At 62.2% G+C, this 15,054-nt stretch carries 17 protein-coding genes and 1 riboswitch; of the genes, 7 read left to right on the top strand and 10 right to left on the bottom strand.

Annotated elements, in window-relative coordinates:
- Positions 1 to 5: 5 nt before the first annotated feature.
- From AC07SU_RS28335 to AC07SU_RS28325, 3 genes are all read right to left on the bottom strand, one after another.
- Positions 6 to 1,325 (bottom strand): Nramp family divalent metal transporter, encoded by a 1,320-nt coding sequence (locus AC07SU_RS28335; protein ID WP_494998943.1) that lies wholly within the window; start codon positions 1,323 to 1,325, stop codon positions 6 to 8.
- Positions 1,326 to 1,366: 41 nt separating this feature from the next.
- Complete coding sequence (locus tag AC07SU_RS28330) at positions 1,367 to 2,920, bottom strand: DUF726 domain-containing protein (RefSeq protein WP_494998942.1); 1,554 nt, start codon at positions 2,918 to 2,920, stop codon at positions 1,367 to 1,369.
- 87 nt (positions 2,921 to 3,007) lie between these two features.
- A complete protein-coding gene (locus AC07SU_RS28325; protein WP_494998941.1) occupies positions 3,008 to 3,790 on the bottom strand; it encodes an AraC family transcriptional regulator in 783 nt (260 codons plus the stop codon).
- A 103-nt stretch (positions 3,791 to 3,893) separates the two neighbouring features.
- Between AC07SU_RS28325 and AC07SU_RS28320 the strand changes: the two genes are divergently transcribed.
- Both AC07SU_RS28320 and AC07SU_RS28315 read left to right on the top strand, forming a co-directional pair.
- Positions 3,894 to 4,781 carry an EamA family transporter gene (locus tag AC07SU_RS28320; RefSeq protein WP_176996568.1) on the top strand — a complete coding sequence of 296 codons (888 nt, stop codon included), beginning with the start codon at positions 3,894 to 3,896 and terminating at the stop codon, positions 4,779 to 4,781.
- Positions 4,782 to 4,867: 86 nt separating this feature from the next.
- A complete protein-coding gene (locus AC07SU_RS28315) occupies positions 4,868 to 5,269 on the top strand; it encodes a RidA family protein (RefSeq protein WP_176996569.1) in 402 nt (133 codons plus the stop codon).
- Here the strand turns inward: AC07SU_RS28315 and AC07SU_RS28310 are convergent.
- The 3 genes from AC07SU_RS28310 to AC07SU_RS28300 all read right to left on the bottom strand — a co-directional run bounded on the left by AC07SU_RS28310 (position 5,259) and on the right by AC07SU_RS28300 (position 6,942).
- Positions 5,259 to 6,155: a LysR family transcriptional regulator gene (locus AC07SU_RS28310; protein WP_494998940.1), complete on the bottom strand. Its 897-nt coding sequence runs from the start codon at positions 6,153 to 6,155 to the stop codon at positions 5,259 to 5,261. The two genes, AC07SU_RS28315 and AC07SU_RS28310, sit on opposite strands and share 11 nt — an antisense overlap.
- A 123-nt stretch (positions 6,156 to 6,278) precedes the next feature.
- Positions 6,279 to 6,584: an XRE family transcriptional regulator gene (locus tag AC07SU_RS28305; protein ID WP_176996570.1), complete on the bottom strand. Its 306-nt coding sequence runs from the start codon at positions 6,582 to 6,584 to the stop codon at positions 6,279 to 6,281.
- Positions 6,577 to 6,942, bottom strand: a complete 366-nt coding sequence (locus tag AC07SU_RS28300) for a type II toxin-antitoxin system RelE/ParE family toxin (RefSeq protein ID WP_494998939.1) — start codon at positions 6,940 to 6,942, stop codon at positions 6,577 to 6,579. The genes AC07SU_RS28305 and AC07SU_RS28300 overlap by 8 nt, the downstream gene beginning before the upstream one ends.
- 450 nt (positions 6,943 to 7,392) lie before the next feature.
- On the opposite strand from AC07SU_RS28300, the gene AC07SU_RS28295 reads away from it, so the two are divergent.
- Positions 7,393 to 9,201 (top strand): monovalent cation:proton antiporter-2 (CPA2) family protein, encoded by a 1,809-nt coding sequence (locus AC07SU_RS28295; RefSeq protein ID WP_457409189.1) that lies wholly within the window; start codon positions 7,393 to 7,395, stop codon positions 9,199 to 9,201.
- Positions 9,202 to 9,273: 72 nt separating this feature from the next.
- Positions 9,274 to 9,843: a DcrB/PsbP domain-containing protein gene (locus tag AC07SU_RS28290; RefSeq protein ID WP_178919717.1), complete on the top strand. Its 570-nt coding sequence runs from the start codon at positions 9,274 to 9,276 to the stop codon at positions 9,841 to 9,843.
- 135 nt (positions 9,844 to 9,978) lie between these two features.
- Here AC07SU_RS28290 and AC07SU_RS28285 read toward each other — a convergent pair whose 3' ends face one another.
- Genes AC07SU_RS28285 through AC07SU_RS28275 form a run of 3 tightly spaced genes read right to left on the bottom strand, consistent with a single transcriptional unit; the run spans position 9,979 to position 12,065 of the window.
- Entirely contained in the window at positions 9,979 to 10,698 is a 720-nt protein-coding gene (locus AC07SU_RS28285; protein ID WP_494998938.1) for an alpha/beta hydrolase, read from the bottom strand.
- Positions 10,699 to 10,709: 11 nt separating this feature from the next.
- Positions 10,710 to 11,465 carry a precorrin-6A synthase (deacetylating) gene (gene cobF / locus AC07SU_RS28280; RefSeq protein WP_176996575.1) on the bottom strand — a complete coding sequence of 252 codons (756 nt, stop codon included), beginning with the start codon at positions 11,463 to 11,465 and terminating at the stop codon, positions 10,710 to 10,712.
- A gap of 45 nt (positions 11,466 to 11,510) precedes the next feature.
- Positions 11,511 to 12,065: a histidine phosphatase family protein gene (locus tag AC07SU_RS28275; protein WP_494998937.1), complete on the bottom strand. Its 555-nt coding sequence runs from the start codon at positions 12,063 to 12,065 to the stop codon at positions 11,511 to 11,513.
- Positions 12,066 to 12,091: 26 nt separating this feature from the next.
- Positions 12,092 to 12,232: riboswitch (cobalamin riboswitch) on the top strand.
- 32 nt (positions 12,233 to 12,264) lie between these two features.
- Between AC07SU_RS28275 and AC07SU_RS28270 the strand changes: the two genes are divergently transcribed.
- Both AC07SU_RS28270 and AC07SU_RS28265 read left to right on the top strand, forming a co-directional pair.
- A complete protein-coding gene (locus AC07SU_RS28270; RefSeq protein ID WP_065905961.1) occupies positions 12,265 to 12,477 on the top strand; it encodes a CbtB domain-containing protein in 213 nt (70 codons plus the stop codon).
- A gap of 19 nt (positions 12,478 to 12,496) precedes the next feature.
- Positions 12,497 to 13,225: a CbtA family protein gene (locus tag AC07SU_RS28265; RefSeq protein ID WP_494998936.1), complete on the top strand. Its 729-nt coding sequence runs from the start codon at positions 12,497 to 12,499 to the stop codon at positions 13,223 to 13,225.
- 1 nt (position 13,226) lies between these two features.
- Here the strand turns inward: AC07SU_RS28265 and AC07SU_RS28260 are convergent, their stop codons facing one another.
- Positions 13,227 to 13,766, bottom strand: coding sequence for a DUF4865 family protein (locus tag AC07SU_RS28260; protein ID WP_176996578.1), 540 nt, complete (start codon positions 13,764 to 13,766; stop codon positions 13,227 to 13,229).
- A gap of 93 nt (positions 13,767 to 13,859) precedes the next feature.
- Between AC07SU_RS28260 and AC07SU_RS28255 the strand changes: the two genes are divergently transcribed.
- Positions 13,860 to 14,726: a LysR family transcriptional regulator gene (locus tag AC07SU_RS28255; RefSeq protein WP_494998935.1), complete on the top strand. Its 867-nt coding sequence runs from the start codon at positions 13,860 to 13,862 to the stop codon at positions 14,724 to 14,726.
- The last annotated feature ends 328 nt before the right edge of the window (positions 14,727 to 15,054 follow it).

Genomic DNA, 15,054 nt, shown 5'->3' with positions numbered 1-15,054 from the left:
AACGATCAAAACACCCACTGCCCAATCAACCAGGCATTCGCCCCACTGATCACCGCGAACAAAAACCACGCCAACAGCTTCGTGGGCCAGCGATTCACGAACGGCCCCATCAATTGCTCGTCGCCGGTCATACGGATCAACGGGTACAGCGCAAACGGCAGCTGCAGGCTGAGCACGACCTGGCTGAGGATCAGCAGTTTGCCAATGGCGTCGTCGCCCATCAGCCACACGCCGAGGAACGCGGGGATCAGTGCGAGCCCGCGGGTAATGAGGCGGCGTTGCCAGCAGGGAATCCGCAAGTTGAGGTAGCCCTCCATGATCACCTGGCCGGCGATGGTGCCGGTGAAGGTGGAGCTTTGCCCGGAGGCGAGCAATGCGACACCGAACAGGATGCTGGCGAACGCGCCGCCCACCAGGGGATCGAGCAAGTGGTAGGCGTCCTGGATCTCGACCACATCGGCATGGCCGGTGTTATGGAAGGCGGCTGCGGCGAGCACCAGGATCGCGGCGTTGACCAGCAAGGCCAGGGCCAGAGAGCCGATGGTGTCGATTCGCGCCAGCTTGACCGCGTCCCGCTTGCTGGCGAGGTCCTTGCCGATCAGGCGGGTTTGCACGATCGACGTGTGCAGGTAGAGGTTATGCGGCATCACCGTGGCGCCGAGAATACCGATGGCCAGGTACAGCGGCGCGGCATCGCTGATGGCCGACAAGGACGGCGCGAAGCCGCTAAGCACGTCCGGCCAGTACGGCTTGATCAGCACCAGTTCAATGAAGAAGCACACGCCGATGGTCGCTACCAGCGCCAGCATGATCGCTTCCAGGCGACGGAACCCACGGTTCTGCAGGGCCAGGATCAGCAACGTATCAAAGGCGGTAATGACAATGCCGGTGGTCAGTGAGACGCCCAGCAGCAAGTGAAACGCCAGGGCACAGCCCAGCACTTCGGCAAGGTCAGTGGCAATGATCGATATTTCCGCCAACACCCATTGGGTGCAAGCCGAGCGCTGGCTATAGCGTTCGCGCGACAGCTGCGCCAGGTCCTTGCCGGTGGCGATGCCCAGCCGTGAACACAGGCACTGCACCGCCATGCCCGCCAGGCTGGCCAGCAACACCACGAACAACAGGCTGTAGCCGTAGCGTGAGCCCGCCTCGATGGCGGTGGCCCAGTTGCCGGGGTCCATGTAGCCGATGGAGATCAACAGGCCGGGGCCGGCGAACATCAGCATCCGCTTGAAAAACGAAGCCTTGGGGTCGACGGCGACGGAGCCGGCCACTTCCGGCGGGCAGAACGGGGCGGTAGCGATTTTCGGCAGGCTGAATTTCACGCGGTATCCCAGGCAAACACACAAGACAGGGAAACAGCTTATCAGTCAGACGCGACCGTGCGCATCACCGTGTCCCGGGGCAGGTCGAACGCCTCCACCACTTGCACCACCAGGTCCATCTCCTGGTTCAACGCCTCGCGTTCCATGCGTTGGCGAATCACGCCCATCACCAGCACCGCCAGGGTGGTGATCGAGTAAGCCGGGCCGGAAAACGCCCGCACACCGCTCACCAGCAACATCGCCGCCGCCAGGGCCTGGCCCACCACCGGAATGGCCGTGGCCGCCCCGCGCCGCAGCATGAACCCGGTGAGTCCCACCAGGGCCGTACCACTCAAAGCGGTTGTCGCCGAACGGCCCACGTCGAAGCGACTGAACACACCCTGCTCTTTCTGCGCCGCCGCCTTCAGTTCGGCGTCGAAGGCCTGGCGGTCGGCGCGGCTGAGTTTGTCCTTGTATTGCTCGATGAGTGTTTCCGCGACCTGTGCCTCGATGTCTGCCAGCGCCACACTGTCGAGCGGTTCATCGAACTTGATTCCCAGGCGCTGCGCTACATCTTCGGCGATCTGCCGATAACTCACGCCATGGCCACGGGCCAGGTTCATGAACGTGTCGCCGCCCATGCGCTGCAGTTCAATCGCCAGCTTCAACGGTTCGCGCACGCTGGCATCAATCGACGCACTGCGCTTTTGCGCCATCAGCTCGGCGAGAAACTTCAGTTCTTCGGGGCGGGCCTGCACCAGCGTCGGGAACAACTCGACGTCCTCCTCGGCAAACCGCACCTCAGCACTGCGCTGATCAGAGCGAATCAGGCCGCGACGTTCCTGCAACAGGTCGGTGTATTGCACCACCGTCTTCAACTGCGGCCAGTACGCGGCATGGTCGAAGGTGGCCAGGTGCACATTGGTCACCTTGGCCTTGAGCGCCGGGGTCAGCGGGATCGCATAACGGCCGATGCAGCGCTCGGTGTCCGGCTTCATCGCCAGCGCCCAGTCCTTGCTGGAATGGCAGTTGATCACCCGCCCCTTGAGCGGCGCCGACACCTCGTCCCAAGGGCTCGACGTACAAATCGCACCGCCCATCAACAGCAGGTTGTTCAGCGGCAGCTCACGGGCGATATCCGGGCGAGCCAGCACACTCTTGACCAGGATGCGCGCCCCCAGGGAGTGCCCGATCAGGTTGATGCGCCGCACCGGCAACGCTTCGGCGTGCAGGTAACCGGCCAGCTCCAGCAACAGGGTCTTGGCCACTTCATCGACACGGGCCTCGACACTTTTGTAGTGGTCGAGAAAATACGCGATGGCCTTGCCCACGCCCACAGTGGCCGCGCCCAGGCCACCACCGCCGAGCATCGAACCTATCACCTCCTTGAACGGGGCAAACAGGTTCTCCAGAAAATGCCCCGCCGGCCAGAACAGCATCAGGTTGGTCGAGCCTTCGATGCTGGCCAATTGGTCTTTGAAGCTGCCCAATTGCTGGCGGTTAAAGAACGCCGAGTAACCGTGAACGTAGAGATTGAGCACATCCCCCTGGGGCTCGCCACACAACACAAAGGTGGGCTTGCGGGTGCGGTGCATTTCATCCCACTGGTGCTGCATGGGCCGGTGACTCCTGGTGACGATGGAGGGCGATACTACCAAAGCGCGGCCGCAAAAGAGGTGAATCCTGACCGACGTGTTGAAGATTCAGAACAACGCGGCCGCCTTCGACTTGGCCAGGTAGCGCGCCGGCGACTCGCCCAGGTTGCGCCGGAACATCGAGGTAAAGGCGCTGGAGCTGCTGAACCCCAACTCCAACGCCACCGCCGTAATGGAAACGCCATGACTCAGGCGCGCCGTGGCTTCCAGCAGGCAGACTTGCTGGCGCCAGGCGACGAACGTCATGCCGGTGCTTTCGAGAAAATGGCGGGTGAAGGTGCGCCGGCTCATGTTCGACCAGGAGGCCATTTCATCCAGGGAAATGGTTTGCGTGGGCGCCTCCAGAAAGCGCTGGCAGGCCTGGGCCAGGCGTGGTTCGCCGGGCAGCGGCGCACTCAGGGGTAGCTCGGGCATGGCGCCCATTTCATCGATCAACAGCGTCAGCACACAGCGCTGTCGCTCACTGGCAGGCGCCGACGGCTCGAATGCCAGCGCCGCCTGCAGCAGATGGCGCAACAGTGGCGATACCTCGAAGACCTGGCAACGCGCCTGCAAACCGGCGCGCTCGGCGGCCTGGTCGTCCAGGTAAGTGTTGAGCATCACCACCTCGCCGCGCATGTGCATCTCATGGGGCACGCCGGCGGGCACCCAGATCGCCCGCTGCGGCGGGACCACCCAATTGCCGAGGTCGGTGAACATCTTCAGTGCGCCGGTGGAGGCATACGCAAACTGGCCACGCGGGTGGGTGTGCCGTGGGAAGACGGTGCCGCACGGGTATTCACGCAGGGTGACCAGCGCTTCGGGGACATGGGCATCAAAGGTCGGAATCATGGCCCGATAATGTCAAAGCATGGCCCGACATAGCAAGCGGGCCATCCGGCAGCGCCCTAACCTGTTCGCCATCGAACAGCCCTGCCTGCCCCAAGGATTTCCCATGCACAAGAAACACCTCGCCCTGGCCGTACTCGTCACGCTGATCTGGGGCTTGAACTTTCCCATCACAAAACTGGGCCTGCGCTCGATCGACCCCTTTGTGCTCACGGGCATCCGCTTTGCCCTCGCCGCCTTGCCCCTGGTGTTCTTCATCAAGCGCCCCCGCGTCAACTTCGGCTATGTCGCCGCCTACGGCGTGATCTTCGGCCTGGGCATGTGGGGCGTGATCAATTACGGCATCCAGGTCGGCGTCAGCCCGGGCATTGCTTCGCTAATCATTCAGCTCAGCGTGTTTTTCACCCTGGGTTGGGGCTGCGTGTTGTTCAACGAAAAGATACGCGGCAGCCAGTGGGTTGGCGCCCTGCTCGCGCTGATCGGACTGGGTGGCATCATCGCCACGCAACAGGGTGAGCATGCGGTGCTGGGGGTGATGATGATCGTGTTTAGTGCTCTGGCCTGGAGCGTCGGCAACGTGATCATCAAGCAATCGGGGGTCAAGGAGATCTTCTCGTTCATGGTATGGGCCAGCCTGTTTCCGCCCATCCCACTGGGGCTCATGGCCTGGTGGCTGCACGGCAGCGCGTCGTTCGCCCAGGTGCAGGTCAGCCTTGACCTGACCGCCGTGCTGTCGATCCTGTTCCAGGTGTACCTGGCCACGCACGTGGCCTACTGGGGCTGGAATTCGCTGCTCAAGACCTACCCGGTGTCCACCGTGGCGCCCCTGTCGTTGCTGATTCCCGTGTTCGGCATCGCTAGTTCCGTATTGATCCTCGGCGAGCAGGTCAGCACCACCGAGCTGATCGCCATCGCAATCATCATCACCGGCCTCGCCGTGGGCCTTTACCGCAAGCCAGCTCCGCGCGTGCCGCCCGATTGTGCACACCGATAGACAGTCATGGCAGAAAACCGGGATTTTTCCGCTGCAGCGTGTTCACTAGGATTCACAGGGTCTTCCATTGACCCGAGGTCACCCCCATGAGCACACCTGAATTCTTTGTCACCCCAGGTTATGGCGATTACATGCGCGAGCACCTGCACTATTCCCAGGCGGTGAAAGTCGGCAATCGCATTGAAACCTCAGGCCAGGGCGGCTGGGACGATGAGTTCCAGATCCCTACCGACCTGGCCGAAGAAATCGCCCAGGCCTTTCACAACCTGGAGCGTACCCTCGCCAGCGCAGGCGCCGGTTGGGAGCATGTGATCCACGTCAACTCCTACCACGTCGGCGGCTTCCCGCCCGACGTCAACGAGGCAATGGTCAAGCAGTACCGCCGCTACATGCCCAACCATGCGCCCATCTGGACCCAGGTCGGCGTCGAAGCCTTGGGGTTGCCCACTATGCGCGTGGAGATCCGGGTGACGGCCATCATTCCTTGACGCCGAAGGTGCGGATCACCCACTCGGTAAACACCTTGAGCCGCGCACTCTGGTGGCGATTGGGCGGGTAAAGGATGTGCAGCGGCGTGGGCGGGCGTGACCAGTCCGGCAACACGCGAATCAACTGGCCCGCATCGATGTAGTACTGCACGATTGATGTGAAGTGCTGCCCGACGCCCAGCCCGGCGAGCAGCATTTCCTTGAGCCCGTTGCCTTCGTTGGTCGAGAACGCGCAATCGCCCACTTCAATGCGCTGCTCACCGTTCTCGAAGATCAGGGGTTCAGGCTTGCCGGAACCTGCAAAAAAATAGCCCGCCCGCAGGTGGTTCTGCTCCAGGTCCTGCGGCGAAACCGGCAGGCCACGGCGCTGCAGATAGCTGGGCGCGGCGCAGGTCAGGTACTCCAGGTCGGCCACCTTGCGTCCGATCATCCCCATGTCCTCCAGCTTGCCGGCCCGGATCACACAGTCGGCCCCCTCCCCGACGATGTTTACCGCACGGTCGCTGATCCCCAGGGCAACCGTGATATCCGGGTACTCGCGATGAAAATCCACCAGCGCGGGGATCAACAGGCAATTGGCAAACGACGCCGGCGCATCCACCCGCAAATGCCCACGCGGCTTGAGGATCTGCCCACGGGCCAGGCTGTCCACTTCATCCAGCTCCGTCACCAGGCGCCGTGCATGCCCGTAATACTCAAGCCCTTCGGCAGTGGGTGCCAAGGTGCGGGTGGTGCGGTGCATCAACTTGATGCCCAGGTGTTTTTCCAGGTCGGTGATCAGCTTGCTGACCGTGGAGCGTGGCAGCGCCAACTGGTCGGACGCCCGGCTGAAGGAGCCGGTGTCGACGACACGGACGAAGGCACGCATGGCGAGGAGTTGGTTCACGGGGGCGATTCCGCGGATGGAGAGTGACGGTTATTGTCCACCAAGTTGCACAATACCGACAGAACGCCAGGCAACAAAAAGCCCGGCACTCGGGCCGGGCTCCTGCCCATCACGGTTGCGCCTCTAGCAGGCGAAGTTGTCGATCCTGACCTGGCCATCCGGGAACGTTGCGATAATTTCCAGCTCCCCTCCCATCGCGCGGATGTAATCACGCAAGGTGCTGATGTACATGTCAGTGCGACGCTCCATCTTGGAGACTGCCGCCTGGTTGATGTTCAGCGCTTTGGCCAGGCTCTCCTGGCTCAACTGCTGCGCCTTGCGCAGTTCATGCAACGGCATTTCCTTCAGGTGCTGACGCAGTATTAGCTCGGCATCGGCGCGCGCCTCAGGCGTCATGCACGCTTGAAGGTCAGCGAATTTTTTAGCCATGGTTACGGCCCTCTTCACGCAATGTTTCCAAATGCACGTCATACAGCTTTTCTGCCATGGGAACGTGCACGTCGTACCAACGGTGCTGTGCAGTTTTATCGCCGCCAATCAACAGAACGGCACACCGCCTGGGATCGAATGCATACAACACCCGAAAAGGCCGACCTGCGTGCTGTACGCGCAACTCGCGCAAGTTGCCATGTCGAGTGCCCTTGATATCGCTGCTATGGGGAAAACGCAGGCCCGGCCCAAAAAGCCCAAGCAGGTCAACGCTGGCAGATACCGACGATTGCTCCCGTGCATCAAGACCGCCCCACCAGTCTCCGAATTCATCCGTGTATTCAATGTCCCAGACCATGCAAATATGCCACCCAAGGAATATAAACTCAAGGGCATAACTTTAGGATCACAGCGGCCTCTGTCGCCACCCGGGTTCCTAGGCAAATTGTTTGTACATTCTTCAGCACGCACGTGCTTCCACACTCTCGGCGCTTGCAGGGTTCTTTGAATAGGATTCAAAAAATTCCAAAAAAAACCGCCCTTCCGGGCGGCTTAAGGAACTCGGCTTTGATCAGAAACCGAGGTAGAAATTGACAGTGACAACAACAGATCCTGTGTGCCAAAACGGTAGTCGACCCACGAAAACGTCATTGAATTAAATGGTATTAATACTTTCGTAAACGCCCAGCAAGAACGGGATCCCACCTCACCCCCATCGCCGCTCGCGGCAAAAATACAATTTTTCGAAATGTAAAAAGCGCTCTAATAGCCCCTGTTTTGATCCGCTTCAACGATCCTGGAGTTCGCAATGCCCCATGAAGGCAACCTGTTACAAGCAGCCGTGGTGTTCCTGCTCGCCGCCGTGCTGACCGTGCCCCTGGCCAAACGCCTGCAACTGGGTGCGGTGCTGGGTTATCTGTTCGCCGGTGTGATCATCGGCCCTTCGGTGCTGGGCCTGGTGGGCAACCCGCAAAGCGTCGCGCAGTTCTCTGAACTGGGCGTGGTGTTGCTGCTGTTTATCATCGGCCTGGAGCTGTCGCCCAAGCGTTTATGGGTGATGCGCAAGGCGGTGTTTGGCGTCGGCCTGGCCCAGGTGCTGCTCACCGGCCTGGTGATGGGCGTGGTGGCGCTGTGGCTGTTTGGCCAATCGTGGAACAGCGCCATCGTGCTCGGCCTGGGCCTGGCACTGTCGTCCACCGCGTTTGGCCTGCAAAGCCTGGCCGAGCGCAAGGAACTCAACCAGCCCCACGGCCGCCTGGCCTTTGCGATTTTGCTGTTTCAGGACATCGCCGCCATCCCCTTGATCGCCATGGTGCCGCTGCTGGCGGGCAGCGATCACCCGACCACTGAGGCCCAAGGCTTGCAGCATGTGCTGCAAATTCTCGGCAGCATCGCGGTGGTGATCATCGGCGGGCGCTACCTGCTGCGGCCGGTGTTTCGCATCGTGGCCAAGACCGGCCTGCGCGAAGTGTCCACCGCCACCGCGCTGCTGGTGGTGATTGGCACCGCCTGGCTGATGGAGCTGGTGGGCGTGTCCATGGCCCTGGGCGCGTTTCTCGCCGGCCTGCTGCTGGCAGACTCCGAGTACCGCCACGAACTGGAATCCCAGATCGAACCGTTCAAGGGCCTGCTGCTGGGGCTGTTCTTCATCAGCGTGGGCATGGGCGCCAACCTAAGCCTGCTGCTCAGCGCGCCGCTGGTGGTGATCGGCTTGACCCTGTTGCTGATCGGCCTGAAGCTGCCCCTGCTGTACGCCGTGGGCCGCCTGGTGGGCGACCTCAACCGCGAAAGCGCGCTGCGCCTGGGCGTGGTGCTGGCGGCGGGCGGTGAGTTTGCCTTTGTGGTGTTCAAGATCGGCCGCGACCAGGGCCTGTTCGACCCCCACCTGTACGACGTGCTGGTACTCACCATCACCCTGTCCATGGCGGTGACGCCACTGCTGTTACTGGTGTGCCCCAAGCTGTTCAAGCCCAAGGCCAAGCCGGTGGAAGTGCCCGAGGAATACCGCACCATCGAAAGCGATGCGCCCCGCGTGGTGATCGCCGGCATGGGCCGCATGGGCCAGATCGTCGCGCGTATTTTACGCGCGCAGAACATCTCGTTCATCGCCCTGGACACCTCGGTGGAAACCATCGAGCTGACCCGCAGTTTCGGCGGCATGCCGGTGTTCTACGGCGACCCCCAACGACCCGAGATTTTGCACGCGGCCAAGGTTGACCAGGCGGAATTCTTTGTGATCGCCATGGACGACCCGGAAATCAACATCAAGACGGCGGAGCTGGTGCGCAACCTCTACCCGCACATGAAGATCATCGCCCGCGCCCGCAACCGCCAGCACGTTCACCGCCTGGTGGACCTGGACGCGTCACCGGTGCGCGAAACCTTCTACTCCAGCCTGGAAATGAGCCGCCGCACCCTGGTCGGCCTCGGCTTGACCCAGGCCCAGGCCGATGCGCGCATCACCCGTTTCAAGAACCACGACCTGCAAGTGCTGGCTGCCCAGCACGCGGTGTACGACGATGCGGCCAAGGTGATGCAAACCGCCCAGGAAGCCCGGACAGAACTGGCAAGGCTGTTTGAGATGGACCGGCTTGAGGAGGAGTCCGACAAGGTGTGAGGCAGCAGATGAACCATATTGCGAATTTTCTGACAGAATACGCCGCAATTTCGTTCATCTCTGGAGCGCTACATGGCCACCCTCACCAAGACCGCCGCCCTGCTGGCCCTCGCGCTCAGTGCAAGCGTTGCCTTCGCGGCCAGCAAACCCGCGCCACAGAAGGCCGACACCCAAACCATCTCGACACTGGGCGGCAAGTTCACCTTCAAGCTGCCCAAGGCGTATGTGGCCGACACGCTGCCCACTGGCAAGGCCGAAGACGGCACCGCCGACACCCAGGGCACGCTGTACGCCAACCAGACCACCAAAAGCGTGGTGATCGTCGCCGAAACCGCGCGTAAAGACGGGGTCACCATCCAGGACAACGACACCCAGTTCCTCGATGGCGCCGTGGCCGGTTTTATCAAGGACCAAAGCGCCGCCCTGCCGGACTTCAAGAAGCAAGGCGAAAAGAAGCTGACCTTCAAAGGCCTGGGCCTGCGCCAAGTCGACAGCACCGCCACCCAGGGCGGCGGCAAGACGCTGAATTCCACGTTCCTAGGCGGTTCGGGTAATCACCTGCTGGTGATCCAGGCCATTTCCCGTGGGGATGATGTGAAGGGACATGCGGAGTTGGTGAAGCAGATCACCGGCGGTAAGTAACCTGATCTCTCTTGCAACTTAGCACCCCTGTGGGAGCTGGCTTGCCTGCGATAGCGGTGTATCAGTCAACGGCGATATCGACTGATCAATCGCTATCGCAGGCAAGCCAGCTCCCACATTTTTTTGAGGTGCGGGTTATTTCAGGCTTTTTTCCAGCCAGGCCTTCAGGTCCTGCACTTCGGCCTCGCTCACGGTATGCGGCATGCCCGGGTAGCCGTGAAATTCCGGTTTCAACCCCAACCCCGTCAGCACTTCGTTCGCCCGCGTCGCCGACGCATAAGGCAGCGCCTGGTCCAGCGTGCCGTGGCCGATGAAGATCGCCAGCGCTCCCAACGCGTCATTCGGTTTCAGCTCGGCCTTGAGCACTGGCAGCACACTGCCACTGAGCGCCGCGATCCCGCGCACCAGCTCCGGCTGACGCAACCCAACCTCGTAGGACATGATCGCGCCCTGGCTGAAGCCCACCAGAAATACCCGGTCGGGCCGGGTGTGGTACTTGGCGGTAGCTTTGGCCACAAAGTCTTCGATGAGCTTGGCGCTGCGCTGCAGGTCGGCCGTTTCGCCGTTGTACTCAGCGTCACCCTGGGTCTTGGCAAACCAGCGATAGCCGTGAGGGTCCACCGGCATGGGCGCCCGCGCCGACAGGTAGGTCCAGGTGGACGGCAGCGCATCCTTGATGCCAAACAGGTCTTCCTCGTTGCTGCCAAAACCGTGCAGGAAAATCACCAACGGCTGGTTGCGCGCATCGGTCTGGGTCTGTTCCAGGTACGCCAACGGCAGGTCGGTGTGCAGCGAATCGTCGGCATGAACAGCGCCAGCCACCAGGGTCAGCGCCAGGGCAAACAATTTGAGCATGGGACGTTACCTCAGGGTTTGCGCAACAAATAGGTGTCCATGATCCAGCCATTGGCCAGGCGCGCGGCCTTGCGCACCCGTTGAATGTCGTCCGCAACGTCGGCCACTTTACCGCTGATCAGGATCTCGTCCGGTGTGCCCAGGTAGGCACCCCAGTAAATATCCAGGTCCTGATCGGCCACGGTACGGTAGGAGTCTTCGGCGTCGAGCATCACCACCAGGGTGTCGGCATCGCTGGCCTGCCCTGCTGCCAACCGGCGCCCGGTGGTGATCTCGACAGACTTGCCAATACGGTTCAGCGGCACTTTGTGCTGCGCTGCCAGGGCCTGCACGCTGGTGATGCCAGGGATCACTTCGAATTCAAAGGTGCAACGGCCACTGGCCAGGATCGCCTGCAGGATCCGAATGGTGCTGTCGTACAGCGCTGGGTCGCCCCAGGCCAGGAATGCACCCACTTCGCCGTCAGACATTTCCTCGTTGATCATGCGCTCGAAGGTCTGCTGTTTGTCGCGGTTCAGGTCCTGCACGGCGGTGGTGTAGTCGATATCACCACGCACACGCTCGGGGCAGTCGGCCTCGACAAAGCGGTAGCCGGGCTCGGTGATGTAGGTCTCGCAGATCTCGCGGCGCAGGTCGATCAACTTGTCCTTGCTCTGGCCCTTGTCCATCAGGAAGAACACGTCGGTGCGGTTGAGCGCCTTCACGGCCTGCATCGTGATGTAGTCAGGGTTGCCGGCGCCAATGCCGATGATCAGGATGCGTTTCATGGGTTGCTCTCATTGCGGGGCGTGGATTTTGCCATGTTCGCGGGGTCAGGCGTGAGTTTCCAGGCGCAGGCGCCACACACGGTTGAAACGCAGCTCGGTGCAGGACAGCGGCTCGACGTCGACCCGGTAGAACATCGACAGCGGCAACTGCAGCACGTGCAACAGCGCGGCACGGATCACAAAGGGATGGGTAACGGCCACGACATGCCCCGGCTGGCTTTCCAGGGCTTTCATCCACTGCCCGACCCGCAGGCAGATCTGGTCCACCGACTCGCCACCGTGGGGCGCGCTGGCGCTGTCAGTGAGCCAGGCATTCAAGGCCTCGCCTTCCAATTGGTCGATGGCCTGGCCTTTCCAGTGGCCAAAATCACCGTCGCGCAAGGCGTCTTCCACCTGTGCGTTGTCTCCGAACAAGCTGGCTGTCTGCCGGGCCCTGGCTTCCGGCCCGCAGATCAGGCGGTGTTTTTTCGGGTAGCGACCGGCCAGGGATAACGCCTCACGCTGCCAGTCCAGCACAACGGGTTCGTCATCGGGAAACCGCCCCTGCTTTTGCGCCAGCGTGGCGGCATGGCAGATCAGGCTTAAACGGGTGGTCTGCATCACAAATTCACTCTGCTTCGGTGCGCAGTCAGCGTAGACTGGCGAAGTTGTTTCAACATGTTACAACGAACATGAAACAGGAAGCCGGTTCAATGCCGGCGCGGTCGCGCCACTGTATTCGGCCCCACAGCCGTAAGCCAGACCCTGTTTCAGCTCCCTATGCTTTCCATTTCGGGACGCGTCATCCCTGGAGGTTTTCATGGCTAACACCGCTGCAACCCACCCTGATGTCTATGTGCCAACGATTCCCCTGGGCGAAATCCTCCCCTGGGCAATCTTCGGCGGCCTGCTGTTGATGCTGGCGATCTACTTCGTTGGCGCCGAGCAAGGTGCCACGGCGGTTTTCAAAGGCATGTACGTGCACGAATTCGTCCACGACGGTCGCCACCTGCTGGGCTTTCCCTGCCATTAATCAATAAGAGAGACATGACATGACAGGGCAATTACTCGTTCGCGGGATGCTGGTGGGCCTGCTCGCCGGCGTATTGGCGTTCGGCTTCGCCAAGACTTTTGGCGAACCGCAAATCGACAAGGCCATCGCCTTCGAAGACCAGATGGCACAGATGCACGGCGATACGCCGGAAGAAGAACTGGTGAGCCGCGACGTGCAAAGCACCTTCGGCCTGTTCACCGGCGTGGTGGTGTACAGCGTTTCCCTGGGCGGGATTTTCTCCCTGGTGTTCGCCTACGCCCTGGGCCGCATCGGCAAGGTTGGTCCCCGTGGCCTGGCGGCGCTGCTGGCATTGGCGGCATTTGTAACGCTGATCCTGGTGCCCGGCCTGAAATACCCGGCCAACCCGCCATCGGTGGGCGACCCGGAGACCATCGCCCAACGCACCCAGCTGTTCTTCCTGATGTTGCTGGTGTCGGTCGCGGCCGCCGTGATCGCGACCAACGCCGCACGCAAGCTGATCGCCCGCCGTGGCGTGTGGGCCGGGGCAGTCCTGGGCGTGGCGCTGTACATCGTGATCGTGTCGGTGGCGGGCAGCCTGTTCCCGGTGATCAATGAAGTGCCGGAACAATTCTCGGCCGTGCTGCTGTGGAAATTCCGCGTCGCCTCGCTGGGCATCCAGCTGGTGCTGTGGACCACCCTGGGCCTGGTGTTCGGTGCGGTGGCCGAGCGCCTCTTGAGCCAGCCACGCGCACGCTTGAACTCCTGAACTAGATTCCGGGATGGGCCAGGTAGAACACCTGATAGCCCGTCCCGGGATGCGCCCCATCCAGTGCCTTGGCCGACAAGGTGATCCGCACCAGACGCCAAGCTTGCACATCCAGCGCCAGGAACACCGCAAAGGTGTCACGGCTGTCCGCCACCTGCAGGTTGCGCGCCTTCTCCTCAGCCAGTATCGCGGCCCGATCCGCCCCCGGCGCCAGTGGCCACTCTTCCCGATACAAACTCAACGCCGCCTGCGCCGGCCCACGTTGCACATCCAGCGGCAGCCAGCTTTCGATATGCGGGCGGCCGAAACTGTCGAGCACTTTCTGGAAGCGTGACCCCAGCAGAAAGTCGGCGGCCTGCAATGGGTCTGACCACAGGTACACCGACGCATACACGTTGCCGCCCTGCTCCTGGGCGATAAAGGCCTTGAACAGCAGCCCCTCGGCGTTATCCCACAACGGCCCCAACTGTGCGGCGCGCCGGCGAATCACGCCCATGTCGTAGTCGGCGGGCAAGCGGTGCGAATACTGTTTGGCGAACATATAAAAACTCCCGTGCAAGTTGAGGTTCCAGCTTGCGTATCGGCGATGATTTCAACAAGATATGACCCGATATATGTGCGATAAGGAACCGATATGGCTGACGCACCCAAACCCCTGGATATCGACACCGTGCACGCGTTCGTGCTGGTCGCCGATTTCACCAGCTTCACCCGCGCCGCCGAGGCGCTGGACACCTCCCAGGCCGCCATCAGCCTCAAGCTCAAACGCCTGGAAGAACGCCTCGGTTATCGTCTGCTGGAACGCACGCCCCGGCATGTGCGGCTGTCGCCCCAGGGCGAGCAATTCATCGTCGCCGCGCGCGCCCTGCTCAACGCTCACGAACGCGCCTTGGGCGACATGGCCGCCCAAGTGCAGCGACGCCTGGTGATCGGTATCAGCGACCACGTGGCCGGCCCCGACCTGCCGCTGTGGCTCAGCCGCCTGGCGGCCTACGACCCGCTGGTGATCCTCGAGGTGCGCATCGCCTCGTCCCGCGACCTAGTGGCCGCGTTCGACCGCAACGAACTCGACGCCGTGATCGTGCGCAACGAAGGCGACCGCCAAGACGGCGAAGTCCTGGCCGTGGAACGCTTTGGCTGGTTCGCCGCCCCCACCTGGCAACACCCTCCCGGCACGCCGCTGCGCATGGCAACCATGGCCGCACCGTGCGGCGTTCGCCACCTGGCCACCCGCGCCCTGGACGAAGCCCACATCGACTGGACCGAAGTCTTCGTCGGCGGCGGCGTAATGGCCGTGGGCGCCGCCGTGAGCGCCGGCCTCGGCGTCGCCGCCCTCGCCCATCGCGTGGCCCCGCCCGGCGCGGTGGACGTAAGCACGCAATTTGGACTGCCCGCATTGCCCGTCAGTGAAGTGGTGCTCTACAGCCGGATCAGCGATGCACGCTCACGGGAAACCTTGCGCGCGCTGAGTGCAACCTTCCGTGGGGTGCTGCAACGCTGAACCCGGCGCCCGGTTTGGCACATGCCTGATTCACCGAGGCGCCTGCATCGCCGGCAAGCCGGCTCCTACATTTGGACCGCGCCGACAGTTGGAAACCGGCCAACCCCAATCCCTGTAGGAGCCGGCTTGCCGGCGATGGCATCTGCTCGGAGTGCCTGATGTACCGAGGCGTCTGCATCGCCGGCAAGCCGGCTCCTACAGATCCACACCACTCAGGTCGGCTACTAGGCCGCCGTGCTTTTGCTTTTGACTTTGATCTTAGGCGCCCCGTTAAACACGCTGGCCGAACGCAGGCTTGAATCCGTGGGTAACCCGGCAGGACGCCGGG

This window comes from Pseudomonas sp. GW821-FHT05H12 (genome assembly GCF_059419385.1).
This window is presented reverse-complemented; position numbering and strand designations above follow the sequence as displayed.